The organism is Hymenobacter sp. BRD67 (genome assembly GCF_013256425.1).
In the GTDB taxonomy this organism is placed as follows: Bacteria; Bacteroidota; Bacteroidia; order Cytophagales; family Hymenobacteraceae; genus Hymenobacter.
Map to the genome: position 1 here is coordinate 4,072,621 of NZ_CP053904.1, position 17,046 is coordinate 4,089,666.

The window sequence follows — 17,046 nt, forward strand, 5'->3', positions numbered from 1 at the left end:
GGTTAGAGCTGCCGCTTGGTGGCGGGGTAGCGGTTGAAGGTGCCCATGCCCTGCGCCACGGCGAGGGGGCGGGTGTCGGCAGGGTCGGCTTGGCGATAAATGGTGCCGCTTACTACCACAATAGACTTGCCGGCGTGCTGCACCTGCGCCACGGCCCGCAGCTCGTCGCCGAGGTGTACCGGGCGCAGGTAGTTGATTTTAAACTCCACCGTCGATACGAGGTCGCCGGCAGTAAAGGCCTGCGTAAGCGCTGCCGCGCCCAGCACCGCATCCATAAGCCCGGCCAGGACGCCGCCGTGCGCCGTGCCCGGCGATGATAAATGCGCCTCCTGAATGCGCATGCGGTACTCGGCCTGGCCAGGTGCCGGCACGGTAAGCTCCATGCCATTGGCCTGGCCATATAGGTTGATTCGATTGTAATGGGCTACTAGGTCAGGCCAGTCGGTGGGTTGGGAAGGCATTGGTGGGAGGTAAAGAGTATACGAAACAGCCAGTAAAGGGCAGGATTAGACCTTACTTAAACGGCCGCCTGCCTGCAAGCTAACGCCGCCGCTGGTCGGCCGCTACCTTTGCCTGGCTTAAATTGGCGGGCAGTAGCTGGTATTACCTGGTTTGCCAGCCTCCTGAGCGGCTGTTTTCACCTTCTATTTCAGATAATCATGCCTTCCTTCGACATCGTCAGCAAAGTAGATTCGCAAACGCTGGAAAACGCGGTAAATACCGCTAAAAAGGAGCTGGCTACCCGTTACGACCTGCGCGATACCAAGGGTGGCATGGAGCTCGACAAAAAAGGGAGTACCATTCAGCTCAGCTCCGAAAACTCCATGCGTATCAAGGCCCTGGAGGATATTCTGCTTACCCGCATCGTGAAGCAGGGTATCGACGGCACGGCGCTCGATTTCACGGCCGAAGAGCAACCCAGCGGCGCCCTCATCAAGAAAACCATTAAGGTGCGCGCCGGGGTCGATAAAGATGCCGGCCGCAAGATTATTAAAACTATCAAGGATAGCAAAATAAAGGTAGAAGCTCAGATGCAGGACGACCAGATTCGCGTAACGGCCAAGAAGATAGATGACTTGCAGGCCGTTATTGCCCTGCTGCGCCGCACCGACAATGGCCAGCCGCTGCAGTTTGTTAATATGAAGTCGTAGCCGTGCTGCCGCGTTGAATCAGATGCGGTAAACAACCGAAAAACAGGCGTTGGCAGTTGAGCCGGGCAGGTGATTTTCGTCTTGTTATCTTTTTATGTAGCTCACATCCGTCCTATTTTCCCTGGTTAGAAAATTTGTCACCTTTCGCTGCCTTTTCCTCCGAGCACTTTGCCGCCTTCTCACAGCTTCAAACCTGGGTTAGCCTGCTCACGCTCACGCTAATGGAGATTGTATTGGGTATAGATAATATTATCTTTATATCCATTACTGTTAATCGCCTGGCACCGGGTGAGCAGGAGCGGGGCCGCACCATTGGCTTGCTGCTGGCGCTGGTGTTCCGCATCGGGCTGCTAATGAGTATCTCCTGGATTGTGAGCCTGCGCTCGGCGCTATTCACCCTCAACCTGCCGCCGCTGGTTGAGAACTTTGGCGTGAGCGGCCGCGACCTGATTTTGCTAGCCGGAGGCTTATTTCTGATGTACAAAAGCACCACCGAGATACACACCAAGCTTCAGGGCGAGGAAGAGGAGGCGCATGCGAGTGCTGCACACGCCAGGCTACCGGCCATCATCCTGCAAATCATCATTATTGATATCGTATTCAGCTTCGACTCTATCCTGACGGCCGTGGGGCTGGTAGATAATGTGCTGGTGATGATAGCCGCCGTTATCTGCGCCATGGGTATTATGCTGGCCTTTAGCGGGGCAGTGGCCAACTTTGTCAACCGCAACCCGACCATCAAGATGCTGGCGCTGTCCTTTCTCATTATGATTGGCTTTATGCTGGTAATGGAGGCGGCCCACAAAGAAGTGGAGAAAGGCTATCTCTATTTTGCTATGGCCTTTTCCTTCGTGGTAGAGCTGCTGAATATGCGGCTGCGCCGTAAAGCCAAGCCGGTATCGCTCCGCGATTCACCCTACGACTAGGGCGGCTGCCTTATTCGGAAAGGCAGCGCAGCAGCTCGGGCACGCTGCTGAGCACGCGCTGCTGGGCGAGGTCGAGCAGCCGGCGGTTTAGCTCGTTGCGGTGCCGGCGATAAAACGCCAGCTCGGCCAGCGTTAGCTGGCCCGTTACCAAACCAATGATACCGGCCCGCAGGCGCGTGTGCCTAGCCAATAGCTCGCCGAGCAGGCGGCTGGCCTCGGTGGCATTGGCCGTAGCCAGGGGCAGGCGGTAGTCGAGGGCTACATCGGCCACGGCGGCCAGCAGCACCGGCTGCTGAAGCTTTAGGAGGGGCCGCAGCACCTGCTGCTGAAAATCGGCCACCGTGGCCGGGGTAGGAATAGCGGCCGGCTGGCCGGTAATGGCGGGGCGCAGGGCCAGCAGCGCCGCGTCGGGCCGCGTAAAGGGAGTAGGAGCAGACATGGGAGAAGTAGTTTACGTGCACAAAAAAAGCCCGGCCGAAGCCGGGCTTTTTTTGTAACTGTTCGGGCCGCTTAGTGCTGAATAGTCACTTTGGTGGTGAAGTTGCCTTCGGTGGTCGTAACGCGAATTACGTACAGGCCGGTGGCCAGGCGGCTGGTATTCAGCTCTACGCCGCTCTGCTGCATCTGCGCCGCTGCTACCGAGGCCTGCAGCACCGTTTTGCCGAGCAGGTCAATTACTGCTACCTGAATTGGGGCAGCGCTGTTGAGCTGCGTACGCACGGTGAGGCGGTCCTGGGCCGGGTTCGGATAGGCTTCCAGCGCCGGGCCTACCCCCGTAGTGTTCTTGCTGGCCAGGGCTACCAGCTTCACCGTAGGCGGCAGGTCGAACGCTTCTTTGATGTTGGAAGCCCGGGGCGTGCCATTGATGCGGTCGCCGGGCAGGGCGCTATATCCCATGCCGCGGCGGGCAAACACGTTCCAGATGAGGGCCGAGTTGGCCGCGCGGTTGGTCAGGGAGTCGGCGCGCAGAATAGCATCGCGGCCATCCAGAAAGCCGGGGTTGCAGACCTGGATTTTGCAGGCGTCGAGAACGAGTTTCAGCAATTTGTTGTTGCCTCCCGTCGAGCCGTAGATGTCAGTATTGTAGCCATACTTGTAAATGAACTGCCAGTTCAGGTCCCACAGTGTTGACGTCCAGATTTCACCAAGGGAATGCGACTCTTGGTAGCCGGTGCCATACTGTGAGGTGCTTGAAATGGCCCCGTAGGTCAGGTTGTTGCTGCTAAACTTGGTCGAGTAAGGCTTAGTACGGATGCCGGGGCCGGTAGCGCTGGTCTGCCCTTCTACATAAGTGCCTACGTAGCGGTTGGCGCTGCCATCCTCGCCGGGCTTGGTGGTCATCCAGAGGGCAAAGAAATCGCTCCAGCCTTCGCCCATGCATTGCGTATATATGGGGGCAGTGCTGGTGCCGACATTCTGAAGCACGCAGCTCGAGTTGTTTGGCCCGCCGGTGAGGCGGTTGCTGATACCGTGGCCGTACTCGTGCGACATAATGCCGTTGTCGAAAGAGCCATCCCAGTCTGCATTTACTACGGTTTGGGCTGAGCCATTGAGCGTAGCTCCGTTCAGCATAGCTGCGCGCAGCTTAAAGCCATCGGCCCCGCTTATGAAGATGGCCGGGATGCGAATGCCCACCGTATCGGTGCCGCCAAAATTCACCTGGTTAGTGGTGGCCAGCGAGTCGAATACGATAACTCCGGTAGCCCCATTGGCCTGCGCCAGCTTCACTTTCGTGGCGAAGGCGTTGGTCATTTTGGGCGTGAGCTGCAATTGCGGGCAGCCGCCCCGCTGAATAAAGGCAATATTACCCTGGACGTCCGCTGCGTTTACGTACGTTTTGCAGCCGTGGTCGCCGCCGTCAGCCGATACGCCGTCGTTGACGAGCACCAGCTTGCCGTTGAGCGGCTTTTTGCTCAGGCTGGGGCCAAAGGCCACGGTAGAGAACCGATAAACGCCGGCTACGGCCGCCGCGCCGGTACCGGTGCCCGTAATCGTCAGGTTGTTGCTCTGGTTGTCCCAGAGATACATCTGCATCGTGCCGCTGGTGCCGTCGTTAGGCGTCGAGAAGTTGGCGTTGTTGCGCCCACTGCCATCCTGCGATTCGGCCCGCACGGGGTCGCCGCCCACGCCCTGCCCGGTGGCATTTTTGTACTGGAAGTTGCCTGATGCCTCATCAAAGCCGTGCGCCATCATGACGTCGTGCATCATGTTGTTCACGTAGAACAGATTGGTGGTAGCGGCATTCAGGTTGGTGCGTGCGCCGGTGCTCTGCACAAACGGAAAGTCGAAATTCAGCGTAGAGCCGCCATCCGGGGCGCTTGCGGCCGTGGCGTAGTTGGTTGCGCCGGGGCCGCTGACTGTGTTGCTGTTATCATCATACGCCGCCACGTTGTTGCCGCGGGTAATGTACTTACCAGTACTCAGGAAAGAGTACGAGTCGGCGTAGGTACCGGCCGGGGCTTGCGCTACGTGCCAGCCGTAGGGCGAATAGGGCGCCCCAACCGGCGCCAGCGGCACCGCAGTGCGGGAGCCCTGGCTGGGGCTCTCCAGTGGCAGCGGAATAACGGTGAGGCTGCCGGCAGCCGTGGTGCCGGTTACACTCAGCGGGGCAGCCGGGGTTGCAGCCTGGCTGTAGGCGAGGGCCTTTTCCTGCTTGCGTTGGGCATTCAGCCGAAACTGATTAAAGGAGGTCTGCTCGCTTACGGTGTAGTCGTTCTGCTCCACCAGGCGGCCGGTCTGGGCGTCTACGCGGGCATTCCAGTGGTGTTGCTGGTCGAGCTGCGCAATAGTTACATTCCACACAAGCACGAGCTTGTCGTCGACCCGCGTGTACATCAGGCGCACCGGAATATCATTCTCTGAAATACCTCCATTATTAAATACTACTCCGTCGGCGGCGCGGGCATCCGTTACGGTGCGCAGGGCTACCGGCCGGGGCAGGCCCAGGCCCAAGGCTGCCGCAGCTACCGCCTGGTCGGGAGAAAGCGCCGGCGTGGCCGATGGGGCAATTGCCGCCGCACCCTTTACAAAGTCCTGCGTCGAGAACACAACCTTTCCCGTATTGTCGGTATGTACGGCGCCCGTGGCACCAAACACGGCCAGTCCATTCACTTGCTGCTGCAGGTAGGTATGGGTAAGGCCGGTGCTGGCATCAAAGTACGAGCTGGTGATGATGGGGTTGGCTACATCAGCAGCGGTCAGGCCCTGCGCTTTGCCTTTGGCGGCAAAAGCCGATAGCGCGGCGGTCGGTGCCGGCTGCTGGGCAGCGGCCAGGCCCGGCAGGGCCAATGCCGTTGCCAGAACCAGTGCCCGGCGCCCGGAAGGAGTAGAGAACAATGTCATAAAGGGAGGAAAAGGGAAAAGAAAGCAATGCAACTTGCCAAAAATAACCAAGCAATCGTAATTTTCAGCCCCAATGATAGAGGAAAAAACTAGAATGTTCACAAATTATTCAAAAACGCATCTTTTATTCCTGCCCGTGTGGGTCGAATACGTCTAGCTTGGTTAATATATCCCAGAGTACTACGCCCGCTGCTACGCTTACATTAAGCGAATGCTTGGTACCCAGCTGAGGTATTTCTATTGAAACATTGCACAATTCTAATATTTCATCAGCTACTCCGAAAACTTCATTTCCCAGTACCAGGGCCAGTGGATGGCCCGGCCGCGGCTGAAACTGCGGCAGCAATACGGAGCCGGTGGTTTGCTCTACGGCTACCAGCTGGTAGCCAGCGGCCTTCAGCCGCTGCACGGCTTCTAGAGTAGTAGCCGTATGCTCCCAGGCTACCGACTCGGTGCTGCCCAGGGCAGTTTTGGTGATTTCGCGGTGCGGGGGCTGGCCCGTAACGCCACAGAGGTAAATTTTTTCGAGGGCGAAGGCATCGGCCGTCCGAAAAACGGCCCCCACGTTGTGCAGCGAGCGCACGTTGTCGAGCACCAGTACGACCGGGCTTTTGGGAGTGGCTTTGAAATCGGCCACGGGCAGGCGATTCAGCTCCTGCATGGTGAGTTTGCGCATAGAAGAAGCGCGAACTTTGTAGTTCGCGGTGTTGGTTTAAAAAGCTGTACTAGCCGCGCTGCTTACCTTTTCTGCTTTCTAACGCGAGCCTCAAAGTTCGTGCTTCTGCCTTGTCTACCACGCCTGCTCCCACCACCCCCGTCAAGTTTGCCATCAAGTCGCTGGGGCCCGACCACATCAAGCCCGAGTCGGTAGCCGATACGCCGCTTATGCGGCAGTACTACCAGCTCAAGCAGCAGCACCCCGGCGCGGTGCTCTTGTTCCGGGTGGGCGATTTTTACGAAACCTTTGGTGAAGACGCCGTTACGGCGGCCCGTATTCTCGACATCACGCTCACCAAGCGCGGGGCGGGCACGGCCAGTGAGGTGGCGCTGGCCGGCTTTCCGCACCATGCCCTCGATACTTACCTGCCCAAGCTGGTGCGCGCCGGCCAGCGCGTAGCCATCTGCGACCAGCTCGAAGACCCCAAGCAGGCCAAGGGATTGGTAAAGAGAGGAATAACCGAGCTGGTGACCCCCGGCGTGAGCCTGCACGACAATACCCTGGAGCGCCGTCAGAACAACTACCTGGCTGCCGTGCACTTTGGCAAAAGCGAAGCCGGCATCTCCTTTCTGGATATCAGCACCGGCGAGTTTCTGGCCGCCCAGGGCACGCTCGAGTACCTGGGCAAGCTGCTGCAGAATTTTCGTCCTGCCGAGGTATTATTCTGCAAGCGCAGCCGCGCCGAGTTTGAGGGCAATTTTGGCCCCGATTTCTGCACCTACGCGCTCGATGAGTGGGTATTTGGCACCGACTACGCCCACGACACACTCACGCGGCACTTCCGCACCACCTCGCTCAAGGGCTTTGGGGTCGATAACCTGAAAGAAGGCGTGATTGCGGCTGGCTGCATTCTGCACTACCTGGCCGAAACCAAGCATACTGATATTCAGCACGTAGCAAGCCTGGGCCGCCTTGAGGAAGACAAGTACGTGTGGCTCGACCGCTTCACGGTGCGCAACCTTGAGCTGGTGCAGGCTCAGCACCCCGGCGGCGTACCGCTGATTGATATCCTGGACCAGACCATTACGCCCATGGGGGCGCGCCTGCTGCGCAAGTGGGTGGTGCTGCCGCTCAAGGAGGTAAGCCAGATTCAGCGCCGCCTCGATACGGTAGCCGCCCTGGTGGCGGCCCCCGAGCTGCTGGAGGAGGTGCAAACCCATCTACGGCCCATCAACGACCTGGAGCGGCTTATCTCGAAGGTGGCGGTGCGCCGCGTAAATCCGCGCGAGCTGCTGCAGCTCGCGCGGGCGCTCGAAAGCATGGCCCCGCTGCGCGAAAAGCTGGCCGCTTCGGGCGTGCGGGCCCTCGAAAAGCTGGCCGACCAGCTCAACCCCTGCACTACGCTGCGCCAGGAAATCCAGACCAAAATCAGGCCCGATGCGCCGCTGCTCACCAACCAGGGCCACGTCATCCTGGATGGCGTAGACGCGGAGCTCGACGAGCTGCGGGCGCTGGCTTTTTCGGGGAAAGACTACCTCTTGAAACTGCAGCAGCGCGAGCAGGCCGCTACGGGCATTTCGTCGCTGAAAGTGGCTTATAATAAGGTGTTTGGCTATTATCTGGAAGTTAGCAACGCTCACAAAGCCAAAGTGCCCGGCGAATGGATTCGTAAGCAGACTTTGGTAAACGCCGAGCGCTACGTCACTGAGGAGCTGAAAACCTATGAGGAGAAGATTCTCAATGCCGAGGAGCAGCTGTTTGTTATCGAAAGTCGCATTTACCAGGAGGTAGTGCTGGCGGCGCTCGATTTCGTGAGCCAGGTGCAGCAGAATGCCCGCGCCATCGGCGTGCTCGACTGCCTCACCTCCTTTGCGGCCACGGCACGGCAGCACCGCTACGTGCAGCCGGTGGTAAACGACGGGCCGACGCTCGACATCAAAGGCGGGCGGCATCCGGTTATCGAGCGCGGGCTGCCGCCGGGCGAGAGCTATATCCCGAATGATATATGCCTGAGCCAGGACGACCAGCAGATAGTGGTGATAACCGGCCCGAACATGGCTGGTAAGTCGGCCCTGTTGCGCCAGACGGCCCTCATCGTGCTGCTGGCCCAGATTGGCTCGTTTGTGCCCGCCGACGCGGCCACGATTGGTATTATCGACAAGATTTTTACCCGCGTCGGCGCGTCTGATAACCTGAGCAAGGGCGAAAGCACTTTTATGGTCGAGATGACCGAAACAGCTTCCATCCTGAATAATCTCTCCAATCGCAGCCTCGTGCTGATGGACGAAATTGGGCGCGGCACCAGTACCTACGACGGCATCAGCATTGCCTGGGCTATTGTGGAGCACCTGCACAACAACCCCAAAGCGCGCGCCAAAACGCTATTTGCCACCCACTACCACGAACTCAACCAGCTAGCCGACGACTGCCCGCGGGTGCGCAACTACCACGTGGCCGTGCAGGAAGCCGATGGCCGGGTGCTGTTTTTGCGCAAGCTGCGGCCGGGCGGCTCCGAGCACAGCTTCGGCATTCATGTGGCCCGCATGGCCGGCATGCCGCCTGCCGTGGTGCTGCGCGCCAACGAGATTATGCACCACCTGGAACAGGAGCGCACCCAAACCGGCCAGCCCGACGCTGTCGACACCGCCGGACCCACCGAGTTTGACGATGTGCTGGCTGGCCTTGCCGACCAGCCCCAGCCGGCGCAGCCCCGTCCCCGCGCCACTACTGCCATGGCCACCCGGCCCACGGTGCAGCTTAGCATGTTTGAGCCCGGCGACCCGGCCCTGGAGCACCTGCGGGAATTACTAAAAAGCCTCGATATCAATACCCTTACGCCCATTGAGGCCCTGCTTAAGCTTCAGGAGCTGAAAGTAGTAGCCAGCGCGTAGGCAGAAGCAAACAAGCGGGCCGAGCAAACATATTAAATTTAATATGTTTGCTCGGCCCGCTTGTCTACTGAACTTCCAGGGCATTGCTGCCCAAGGCGGGCTGGCCGGCGGGCGAAATACCTTCGGCCGAGAGGCGAAAGCTGCCCGTAGCTTCGGAAGTATAGAAGGTAAGCTGGGCCTGACCGCTGGCATCAATGCTGATAGTCGGGTTCCAGTACAAGGTGGAGCGGCGATTGTCGGGCCGGGTAAGGGGTGGGGCACCGGCCCCGTAGCGGGGCGCATAAAACTGCCGGGGACAATTAAAAGCGGCCTGCCGCAGCGCAAATACGCCGGGTAACTGGTCCTGGCGGTGGTCGTAGGTGGGGTTGCCCCGGCGTGTATACACCGCCAGTACGCCCCCCGAGCCCCGGCTGCCGAAAATGGCGGCCTGTCCGCCTTTCAGCACCTCCACCCGCTCTATATCGAATGCAGGGTAGAAAGCCAGTGCATCTATCGTAACGGGCACGCCATCGAGCAGCACCAGCGGGGAGCTGCCTGAAAAAGAAGTATTGCCCCGTATCTGCACCTGAATATTGGGCTCAGACCCCGTAATGGTGAGGCCGGCTACCCGCCCCTGCAGCAGTTGAAGCACCGTGCTGCTAGCGGCCGCCGGTATCTTCGTAAAATCGACGACGGTGGCATTGCCAGGCGAGTAAAGTCGACGGGTGTCGGCAACTACTTCGCGCGTGCCTTGCACGCGTACTGTTCCCAGGGCAATGGTAGTGGAAGTGCGGTAGCGCTGCTCGTCGGCCTGCTGGGCCTGGCTGCGCTGAATAGCAGCGGCCAGCGGTGGCTCGGGAGTGGTGGGCAGCGGTGGCAGCGGCTGCGTGGGCAGTGCCGGGCCGTTATCGAGGTGAAAAGCCAAGTTGCGACGGCCTTTGGCTGTCCGCGCCTGGAGGGTGGCCCGCAGGGTGTCGCAGCCACCCAGGCCATTAAGTAAAAACCGGCCCTCGTCGTCGGTCTCAACTGATATAATCTGCTTGGTGGGTTTGGCTTGCAGGTAAGTCAGGACGCTATGGGGCGAAGGCGTGCCGCTGGGCTGGGTTAGCTGGCCCATAATACCCAGGCTGCGCTCTACGCCAAAGTCGGGGCTGGGGGCCTGCCCGGCCAATACCGGCTCCCAGGCAAAGCGCCGCCAGCCCTGGGTAAGCAGCAGGTCGTCGAGCGCCTGGTCGGTTTCGGGCGAAGGGTTCTGAAAATAATAGCCAGGGTCTTCTACATAGCCGGCCAGGTCGGCCGTCAGCAACAGCCGGGCCGCGATATTGTCGGCAGCGGGAATGGTAGCATTAGCATCGGCTACCGCCAGCGACAGCTGAGCGGCGGCGGGCCGACCAGTGGCATCCGTTACGGCCACAACCACGCGCACAGGCTCGTGCGCCTTATAAACTGCCCGGTCGGGCGTAAGGGTGATATGCAGCGCCGCCTCATTGCCGGCAAAAGCCAGCCGCTCGGCCAGCGGATGGCCCTGCCCGTCGAACAGCGTAAAGTGTACCACGCCGCTGGCAAACTTGCTCTTTGGCACCCGTGCCATAAAGGCTTCCGGGCCCTGCACCTGCCCGCGGCCGATGTAGCCTATGTTGCTGCCTACCTGCCCCAGCAGCAGAATAGGACCACCACCGCTGCCATGCTGCCGGATAGTTATCTCAAACGCATCGGCGGTAGGCACTACCTGCAGCACGTAGCCTTTGGCCTGCGCCGCCGGCAGCGGTACGCTAAGCCCGGCCAGCGCCGGCGTGCTAAAGGTGGCCCGGTAGCGCTGCCCTTCGGCCGGCGTAAATCGTAGCGTTCCCATGCCGCCGTGGCGGCTCTGGAAGGTGGCCACGGGGTGGTTGTCGCTATCAAGTACCTGGCCGGCCACCGCCAGGCCCCGGCCGGTATAGTCTACTGCCTTAAAAGCTACAACGTTACCAATGCCGGCTACCAGATTGCCGCCTTCCGGAAAAAACTGCACATCGGGCGGCAGGCTCTTCGGGGCGGGGGAGTGCTGGGCCTGCCTGGCCGGGCGGCGCTCCGATTTCGAGCTGCCGGGCGCTGCCTCTGCCTCGGCTACCGGCCACACTTGCAGGCGACGGGTATAAAAAAAATCAGGACCGGCATTGCGCATCCAGCCGGTGTAAGCCCGTAGTAGGTAGGTGCCGGGCGCCAGCGTATCGGGCAGAGTCAAATCGCCCTGGCCGAGCCCCCCGGCCAGCTCCAGCGTGCGCCGGCTCACCAGCTGCTGCCGGGCCGAGATGAGGTCTATGTGCAACACCTTGCTCAGCGTATCGAGGCGATGCTGCCCGGCGTCGGCCACGTAGGCGCGCAGCCAAATGGTTTCGCCGGCCGTGTAGGTATCCTTGTCGAGGTGCAGGTAAACAGTTTCGGGGCGGGCCTTGTCATAAAACTGCTGCACGCTCAGCACAATGTGCCGAAGCACCGCCAGGTCGTCGGGCGGCAGCAGGCGAAAGCCAGCCAGGCTAAGTACGAGGCCTGCCAGCAGCCAAATCCGGGTGGTACTTCCAAAAGCAGGCAGATATCGACGCAATTTCATGCTGGTTAATTTAGAAATGCGAACATACTCAATGAAGTAGCTATGTATAGTTTTAGCTCCCAAAAATGCGCGCCACCTGAAGCTAAACCGGGCAGTTCACTGTTTCAATACTAACCATATACCTGTGAGGCTCGGGTGAAACCTTTCGCTTCGCATGGGCTGGCCAGTAGCCCTGGCATCCGGTAAGCAGGGCACTACGTATCTTCTTTTTTATTTTCCTTATGCAAGTATTTCTGAAAATTATTTCCGGCGCCGGGCTGCTGGCGCTGGTAGCCTGCGGTGCTCAGCAGCCGGCGCAGGCGCAGTCCCAGCCCGCCGCCTCTACGGCGGGCTTCGCCCCCAAAGACCTGACCGGTCTGGCGCAGGCAACGTTTGCGGGCGGCTGCTTTTGGGCGCAGGAAGAGGCTTTTGAAGAAATAAAAGGCGTGAAGCAGGTGGTGAGCGGCTATGCCGGCGGCACAGTGCCCCACCCCAGCTACGAGCAAGTGGCCGGCCAGGCAACCGGCCACACCGAAACCGTGAATATTTACTACGACCCCAAAGAAGTAAGCTATAAAACCCTGGCCCAGATTTTCTTCCAGGCCAGCCACGACCCCACGCAGCTTAATCGGCAGGGTCCTGATACCGGCCCCGAGTATCGCTCGGCCGTATTTTACCGCACGCCGGAAGAAAAGAAAATCATCGACGACGTGGTGGCTCAGGTAAACGCCTCCAAGGAGTACGATAGCAAAATCGTGACCCAGTTAGTGCCGTTTAAGCAGTTCTGGCCCGCCGAAGAGTACCACCAGGGCTATTATCGCCTGCATCCCGACAACCCCTACATTGCCACGGTATCCGAGCACAAAGTGGCCAGGGTGCGCAAGCTCTTTCCCCTCGATTTGAAGCCCGACCTGCCTAGTCTATAAGCGGTTAAGCGGTAAGGCAGCAAGAGAGGGCGATAAATAGTGAATACACTATTTATCGCCCTCTGATTTGGTCAAGCAGGTTGGTTTTACGCTTAATCAGCACGTAGCGAATAGAAAATGCGGTAGGAAAGCGAGCGTAATCGTCGCTGTTAAACTCCACAGTTGGCTTAAAGTCGAAGCTGAGCACCAGTGGTAAAAACGCTACCTTGTACTCCAGGCCTACCAGGCCGTCGAGGCCGCCGAAATTGCCCGAGTCTTTGTTGTGGCCCACGTGCCCGCCTGCGCCAAAATAGTAGTTGAGGCTAGGACCCAGGATGCCAAAGTGGTATTCGCCCAGTACCGTGCCGCTTGCCTCCCGCGAACCCAGGCCGGCAATGCCTTCCAGCGTAACGCGTGGGGCCACCAGCTGCTGCACCGTAATGCCATAGTTGCCACCGCCCAGGCGCAGGCCCGCCGCCGTAATGTATTTCTGAGCGGCTGCCGGCCGGGCAAAAAAGCTGAGCAGCAACAGGCTGCCAAATGAAAATCGAGTTGACATGCGAGCGCCTAAACAACGACCCTGCCAAAAGCAGCAAAACCGTCTGTTCAACGCCTTTGCCCGGCAGATAGTGCTTACGCTAAGCAGCCGCAAGCCGTTTTTGAGCGTACAAGATTCCGGTTTTTGCACCCTTTTCCCGGGCCCTAACGTCTGTTAGCCGGACCTTTGCCCGTAGATTCTCAATCATCCCCCACATCCTACCCTCTGTGTATTTACACCACGTAGCGGCCTACTTGCCGGCAGCTGTCGTTACAAACGAACATTTCACCAAGCTAAATGGCTTAGCTTCGGACTGGATAATTGAGCGCACAGGCATTCGGGAGCGGCGTAAAGCAGCGCCCGGCGAAAATGCCAATACAATGGCTATTGCCGCCACTCAGGCCCTGCTGGCGGAAGTCCCGACCTTTGCGGCCGACAGCATCGACCTTATTGTGGTGGGCACCTATACGCCCCACGATACCATTTATACGGCTGCTCATGCCGTGCAGCGCGCCCTGAATATCAATGAGATACCCGTAGTTAGTATTTCATCGGCCTGCTCTTCGCTGCTCAACGCCGTTGAGATAGTAGAAGGCTATTTTGCGCTTGGCAAGGCCAGCCGGGCGCTGGTAGTAGTGAGTGAGCACAATACGGCTTACAACAATGAGGAAGATACGATGGCCGGTCACCTCTGGGGCGATGGCTCGGCGGCGCTGCTTTTCAGCAAGGAGCGGCTGGCAGCTACCGATTTACGCGTGGTGCAGGTCGTGACCGGCGGGGCCGCGCCCATGGGCAAGGCCGACGAAGCCGTGACCCTCAAGCCCATTGATAAAGGCATTGTAATGCCCTACGGCCGCGACGTGTTTCAACAGGCCTGTACCTATATGGCCCGAATCACCCAGCAGCTGCTGGATGCCAATGGCCTTACTGTGAAGGAGCTGGACTACCTGATTCCGCACCAGGCCAATTTGCGAATCTCGGCCAACGTGGTAAAGCAGCTTGGCCTGGACCCGGCCCGGGCAGTTAATAATATCGAGCGCCTGGGCAATACCGGCTGCGCCGGGGCCGCCATCGGCCTGGCCGAGATATGGAACCAGATTCAGGAAGGTAATAAGCTTATCATCACCGTTTTCGGTGGTGGTTATTCTTACGGGGCCATGCTGCTGGAAAAGCACGCCACTGCATAAGGCATGTAGGGTTGCTTTTTATAGCCGTAAACTTGTGCCTGATGCTTCCTCCTGCCGCTGCTTTCTTACCAGAAATTACGTTTCAGACCAGTCGCGCCAGCGGGCCGGGCGGGCAGAATGTGAATAAGGTAGAGAGCCGCGTAGAGCTGCGTTGGCAGCTCCAAGCCTCGCAGGTGCTCACCGAGGCTCAGAAACAGCTCATCCTGGAAAAGCTGGCTTCGCAGCTGACTGCCGATGGCCACCTGCTGCTGGCTGCTCAGGACGACCGGAGCCAGCTGCGCAACAAGGAAATTGTACTGACCCGCTTTCACCAGCTGCTCGAAAAAAGCCTGCACCGGCCCAAGCCCCGGCGGGCCACCCGGCCCAGTGCCGGGGCCGTGCGCCGGCGCCTGGAAGGCAAAAAAGCGCAAAGCGAAAAGAAAGCCAATCGGCGCCGGCTGGATTAGCCGTGCCCCATCGCTGGATATGCTGAATTTTATATAAATAATCCCTGCTCTATACAAGGATAGGGCAAGGATTATGGGTAGTCGATTTTATGGGCGTAATTTTAAAGAGTAGCTAAGATTACAGAGTGGCAGCAAGTTGTTTTCACAGTCAGAAAGAGAGCGGGTTGCCCGGGCCGGAAACCAGCCAGGACTTTTGATTACAAATGTCGCCCTCGATTAGGTGTAATTTAAACGTAGAAATACTCAATTGTGAAAAACACGTATTTATACGTGCTGGCCGGTAGCTACGAGTCGAGCAGGCCGTGGCGGGCGGCGTACACTACCAGTCCCGCCGAATTAGGTGCGCTGGTTTTCTCCAGCAGCTTCTGACGGTGGCCCTCCACGGTGCGCCGGCTGATAAAGAGCTGCTCGGCAATATCGGCGGCCGTGCAGCCCTGGCAGATAAGGCGGAGCACCTCGTGCTCACGGGTGGTAAGCTGCACCAGGTCAGGCAGCCTGGGAGTTGGGGTGCGCTCGGGGTGCTGCACGCCCCGAATAAGCGCGCGTGAGATGCGCGGCGTAAAGTGGAAGCCTGTAGTAAGCACTTCCTCAATAGTAAGCCGTAGCTGCTCCTGGTCTACGTCTTTGGGCAGGTAGCTGCGGGCTCCTACCTTCATCATCTGGGTAATGTATTTATCGGCCGAAAACATCGACAGCACGATTATTTTCAGGTCGGGAAACTCCTGCAGTAGCTGGCGGGCCGCTTCGGGGCCATCAATGTTGGGCATCTGCAGGTCGAGCAGCAGCACATCGGGCAGCCGCTGGCGGCAGGTGGCCAGCAACTCCGAAAGCTCCGAAGCCTCCGTAACCGACGCTACGTAGGGCAAGGCCTGCAAAATATAGCGCATACCCTGCCGAAAAAGCTGGTGGTCGTCGAGTAGGGCAATGTGGACGGGAGAACTAGGTGTTGGCATAGCAGGGCTGGAAAAGGATAGTTCAGGCAAAGGAAGTGTTTTCTATTTCAACCAGCGTACGGGTACCCTCGCCGGGGGCCGAATGCTGCTTTAAGCGGGCGTGCAGCATCTGCACCCGCACTTCGATACTGCGCAGGCCGGCTCCGCCCGAAGCCGGGCGGCTGGCTTCCAGCGCCCCTATATCGAAGCCACAGCCATCGTCTTCTACCGTAAGCGCAACCCGAGTGCCGCATTGCTGCAGCTGCACCCGGACCAGGGTAGCGCCCTGGGCATGCTTCTGGGCATTGTGGAGCAGCTCCTGGCAAATGCGGTACAGGGCCAGCTCCTGCGCCAGCGCCAGGGGCTGCTGGTAGTCGATGACCAGTGCCACCTCCAGGGTGCTGGTTTCGTTGCACACGTCGGCCAGGTGCTGCAACGCCTCGGCCAAGCCAAAGCGGTCGAGCACGGCCGGATAAAGACTGTGCGAAAGGCCGCGCACATCGTGTACCGCGTTGGCCAGTATGTCCTTCACCATGCCTGTCAGGTTCGCCGCCTCCTCGGCCGCCAGGGTGCTTTCGAGCCGGCCCAGCAGCAGCTTGGCAGTGGCCAGTGTAGAGCCAATGCCATCGTGCAGGTCGCGGCCAATGCGCTCCCGCTCGTGTTCCTGCGCCGCAATAACGGCCCGAGCAGCTCCTGCTGATAGTCCGCTTCAGCCTGTTGCAGGCGCAGCTGCTGTTGCAGCAGGCGCTTTTGATAAACCACCAGAAATACTACCAGCGTCACCCCCGCCAGCAACATAAACCCAATGCCGATAAAAAGCAGGGAAGCAAAGCTCACTTCCGGGGGCGTATCCATAGAGCCAGGCTGTAGCAGGAGTGGAGTACGATGGTGAGCAAAATTTCTACTGCCCACACGTTTCGGTTAAACGCTGCCGAGTAATGACGTAGTAAGTAGTTGCTGAACAAGGCGATTTGCAGGTAGCCCAGAAAATAGATTACCAGCCCGGTCGACACCCAGAACATGGGCTCCTGCTCCAGGTGTCGCACGCGCAGCTCGCTCATTAGCTTCCAGAAATACCACCCCACCATGCCCAGCACCAGCAGCGATTGCACTACCTGCTGCCCTGGCCGAAACCAATGCAGGCTGGGCCCCAGCAGGCTGTCGAAGCCAACGTACACGATAAACGCGCCTACTATCCCCGGCATAACCCGCGAAAAAGTAGCCGACCGTATTGTGCGCTTATAGAGCAAGGCCAGCAGTACCAGCTCACCCACCGTATAGATGGGCATCAGAAACAGGTTGTTGTGCTGCACCAGCATCAGCCAAAAGCCCAGTAGCTCCAATGGCAGCTCGAAGATGGTGAGCGCTGCCAGATAGCGCAGGCTACTTGGCAACTGCTGAAAGCGCACAATTCCACTAAATCCGGCCACCAGAATGGCTACTATCGACACGGAGGAAAGCGGAGATAAGGAAATGGCGCTTAGAATATCAGCCATAAAAATCAGTGGGGCTGCTGGATGCC

The 17,046-nt window shown here is 59.1% G+C and carries 16 protein-coding genes; 6 read left to right on the forward strand and 10 right to left on the reverse strand.

Annotation, left to right across the window (positions count from 1 at the left end; all coding sequences use genetic code 11):
- Positions 1–2 precede the first annotated feature (2 nt).
- Positions 3–461: a PaaI family thioesterase gene (locus GKZ67_RS19050; protein ID WP_173245611.1), complete on the reverse strand. Its 459-nt coding sequence runs from the start codon at positions 459–461 to the stop codon at positions 3–5.
- 198 nt (positions 462–659) lie between these two features.
- Here GKZ67_RS19050 and GKZ67_RS19055 point away from each other — a divergent pair, with 198 nt between their 5' ends.
- Both GKZ67_RS19055 and GKZ67_RS19060 read left to right on the forward strand, forming a co-directional pair.
- The gene (locus GKZ67_RS19055) at positions 660–1,151 is read left to right on the forward strand and encodes a YajQ family cyclic di-GMP-binding protein (RefSeq protein WP_173245614.1); all 492 of its coding nucleotides are present in this window, start codon (positions 660–662) and stop codon (positions 1,149–1,151) included.
- A gap of 221 nt (positions 1,152–1,372) precedes the next feature.
- On the forward strand, positions 1,373–2,077 hold the full coding sequence (locus GKZ67_RS19060; protein WP_173247019.1) for a TerC family protein: 705 nt from the start codon (positions 1,373–1,375) through the stop codon (positions 2,075–2,077).
- A gap of 10 nt (positions 2,078–2,087) precedes the next feature.
- On the opposite strand, the gene GKZ67_RS19065 is transcribed toward GKZ67_RS19060, so the two are convergent.
- From GKZ67_RS19065 to GKZ67_RS19075, 3 genes are all read right to left on the reverse strand, one after another.
- Entirely contained in the window at positions 2,088–2,516 is a 429-nt protein-coding gene (locus tag GKZ67_RS19065; protein WP_173245617.1) for a hypothetical protein, read from the reverse strand.
- A gap of 71 nt (positions 2,517–2,587) precedes the next feature.
- Positions 2,588–5,419 carry a M36 family metallopeptidase gene (locus GKZ67_RS19070; RefSeq protein WP_173245620.1) on the reverse strand — a complete coding sequence of 944 codons (2,832 nt, stop codon included), beginning with the start codon at positions 5,417–5,419 and terminating at the stop codon, positions 2,588–2,590.
- A gap of 124 nt (positions 5,420–5,543) precedes the next feature.
- Positions 5,544–6,095: an RNA methyltransferase gene (locus GKZ67_RS19075; protein ID WP_173245623.1), complete on the reverse strand. Its 552-nt coding sequence runs from the start codon at positions 6,093–6,095 to the stop codon at positions 5,544–5,546.
- Positions 6,096–6,304: 209 nt separating this feature from the next.
- Here GKZ67_RS19075 and mutS point away from each other — a divergent pair, with 209 nt between their 5' ends.
- The gene (gene mutS / locus GKZ67_RS19080) at positions 6,305–8,968 is read left to right on the forward strand and encodes a DNA mismatch repair protein MutS (RefSeq protein ID WP_173247022.1); all 2,664 of its coding nucleotides are present in this window, start codon (positions 6,305–6,307) and stop codon (positions 8,966–8,968) included.
- 64 nt (positions 8,969–9,032) lie between these two features.
- Here mutS and GKZ67_RS19085 read toward each other — a convergent pair whose 3' ends face one another.
- A complete protein-coding gene (locus GKZ67_RS19085; RefSeq protein ID WP_173245626.1) occupies positions 9,033–11,537 on the reverse strand; it encodes a TonB-dependent receptor plug domain-containing protein in 2,505 nt (834 codons plus the stop codon).
- Positions 11,538–11,758: 221 nt separating this feature from the next.
- Here GKZ67_RS19085 and msrA point away from each other — a divergent pair, with 221 nt between their 5' ends.
- The gene (msrA, locus tag GKZ67_RS19090) at positions 11,759–12,442 is read left to right on the forward strand and encodes a peptide-methionine (S)-S-oxide reductase MsrA (protein ID WP_173245629.1); all 684 of its coding nucleotides are present in this window, start codon (positions 11,759–11,761) and stop codon (positions 12,440–12,442) included.
- 52 nt (positions 12,443–12,494) lie between these two features.
- On the opposite strand, the gene GKZ67_RS19095 is transcribed toward msrA, so the two are convergent.
- On the reverse strand, positions 12,495–12,980 hold the full coding sequence (locus tag GKZ67_RS19095; RefSeq protein WP_217278637.1) for a hypothetical protein: 486 nt from the start codon (positions 12,978–12,980) through the stop codon (positions 12,495–12,497).
- Between the two features lie 206 nt (positions 12,981–13,186).
- Here GKZ67_RS19095 and GKZ67_RS19100 point away from each other — a divergent pair, with 206 nt between their 5' ends.
- Entirely contained in the window at positions 13,187–14,146 is a 960-nt protein-coding gene (locus tag GKZ67_RS19100) for a 3-oxoacyl-ACP synthase III family protein (protein ID WP_173245631.1), read from the forward strand.
- Positions 14,147–14,187: 41 nt separating this feature from the next.
- The gene (gene arfB, locus GKZ67_RS19105) at positions 14,188–14,592 is read left to right on the forward strand and encodes an alternative ribosome rescue aminoacyl-tRNA hydrolase ArfB (protein ID WP_173245634.1); all 405 of its coding nucleotides are present in this window, start codon (positions 14,188–14,190) and stop codon (positions 14,590–14,592) included.
- Positions 14,593–14,876: 284 nt separating this feature from the next.
- On the opposite strand, the gene GKZ67_RS19110 is transcribed toward arfB, so the two are convergent.
- From GKZ67_RS19110 to GKZ67_RS19125, 4 genes are read right to left on the reverse strand one after another with little or no spacing between them, the layout of a single operon-like run.
- Positions 14,877–15,545 (reverse strand): response regulator transcription factor, encoded by a 669-nt coding sequence (locus GKZ67_RS19110; RefSeq protein WP_173245637.1) that lies wholly within the window; start codon positions 15,543–15,545, stop codon positions 14,877–14,879.
- Between the two features lie 22 nt (positions 15,546–15,567).
- The gene (locus GKZ67_RS19115; protein WP_317172317.1) at positions 15,568–16,170 is read right to left on the reverse strand and encodes a sensor histidine kinase; all 603 of its coding nucleotides are present in this window, start codon (positions 16,168–16,170) and stop codon (positions 15,568–15,570) included.
- Complete coding sequence (locus GKZ67_RS19120; RefSeq protein WP_173245643.1) at positions 16,065–16,379, reverse strand: hypothetical protein; 315 nt, start codon at positions 16,377–16,379, stop codon at positions 16,065–16,067. Before GKZ67_RS19120 ends, GKZ67_RS19115 begins: the two co-directional genes overlap by 106 nt.
- Positions 16,358–17,020: a hypothetical protein gene (locus GKZ67_RS19125; protein ID WP_173245646.1), complete on the reverse strand. Its 663-nt coding sequence runs from the start codon at positions 17,018–17,020 to the stop codon at positions 16,358–16,360. Before GKZ67_RS19125 ends, GKZ67_RS19120 begins: the two co-directional genes overlap by 22 nt.
- Between the last annotated feature and the right edge of the window lie 26 nt (positions 17,021–17,046).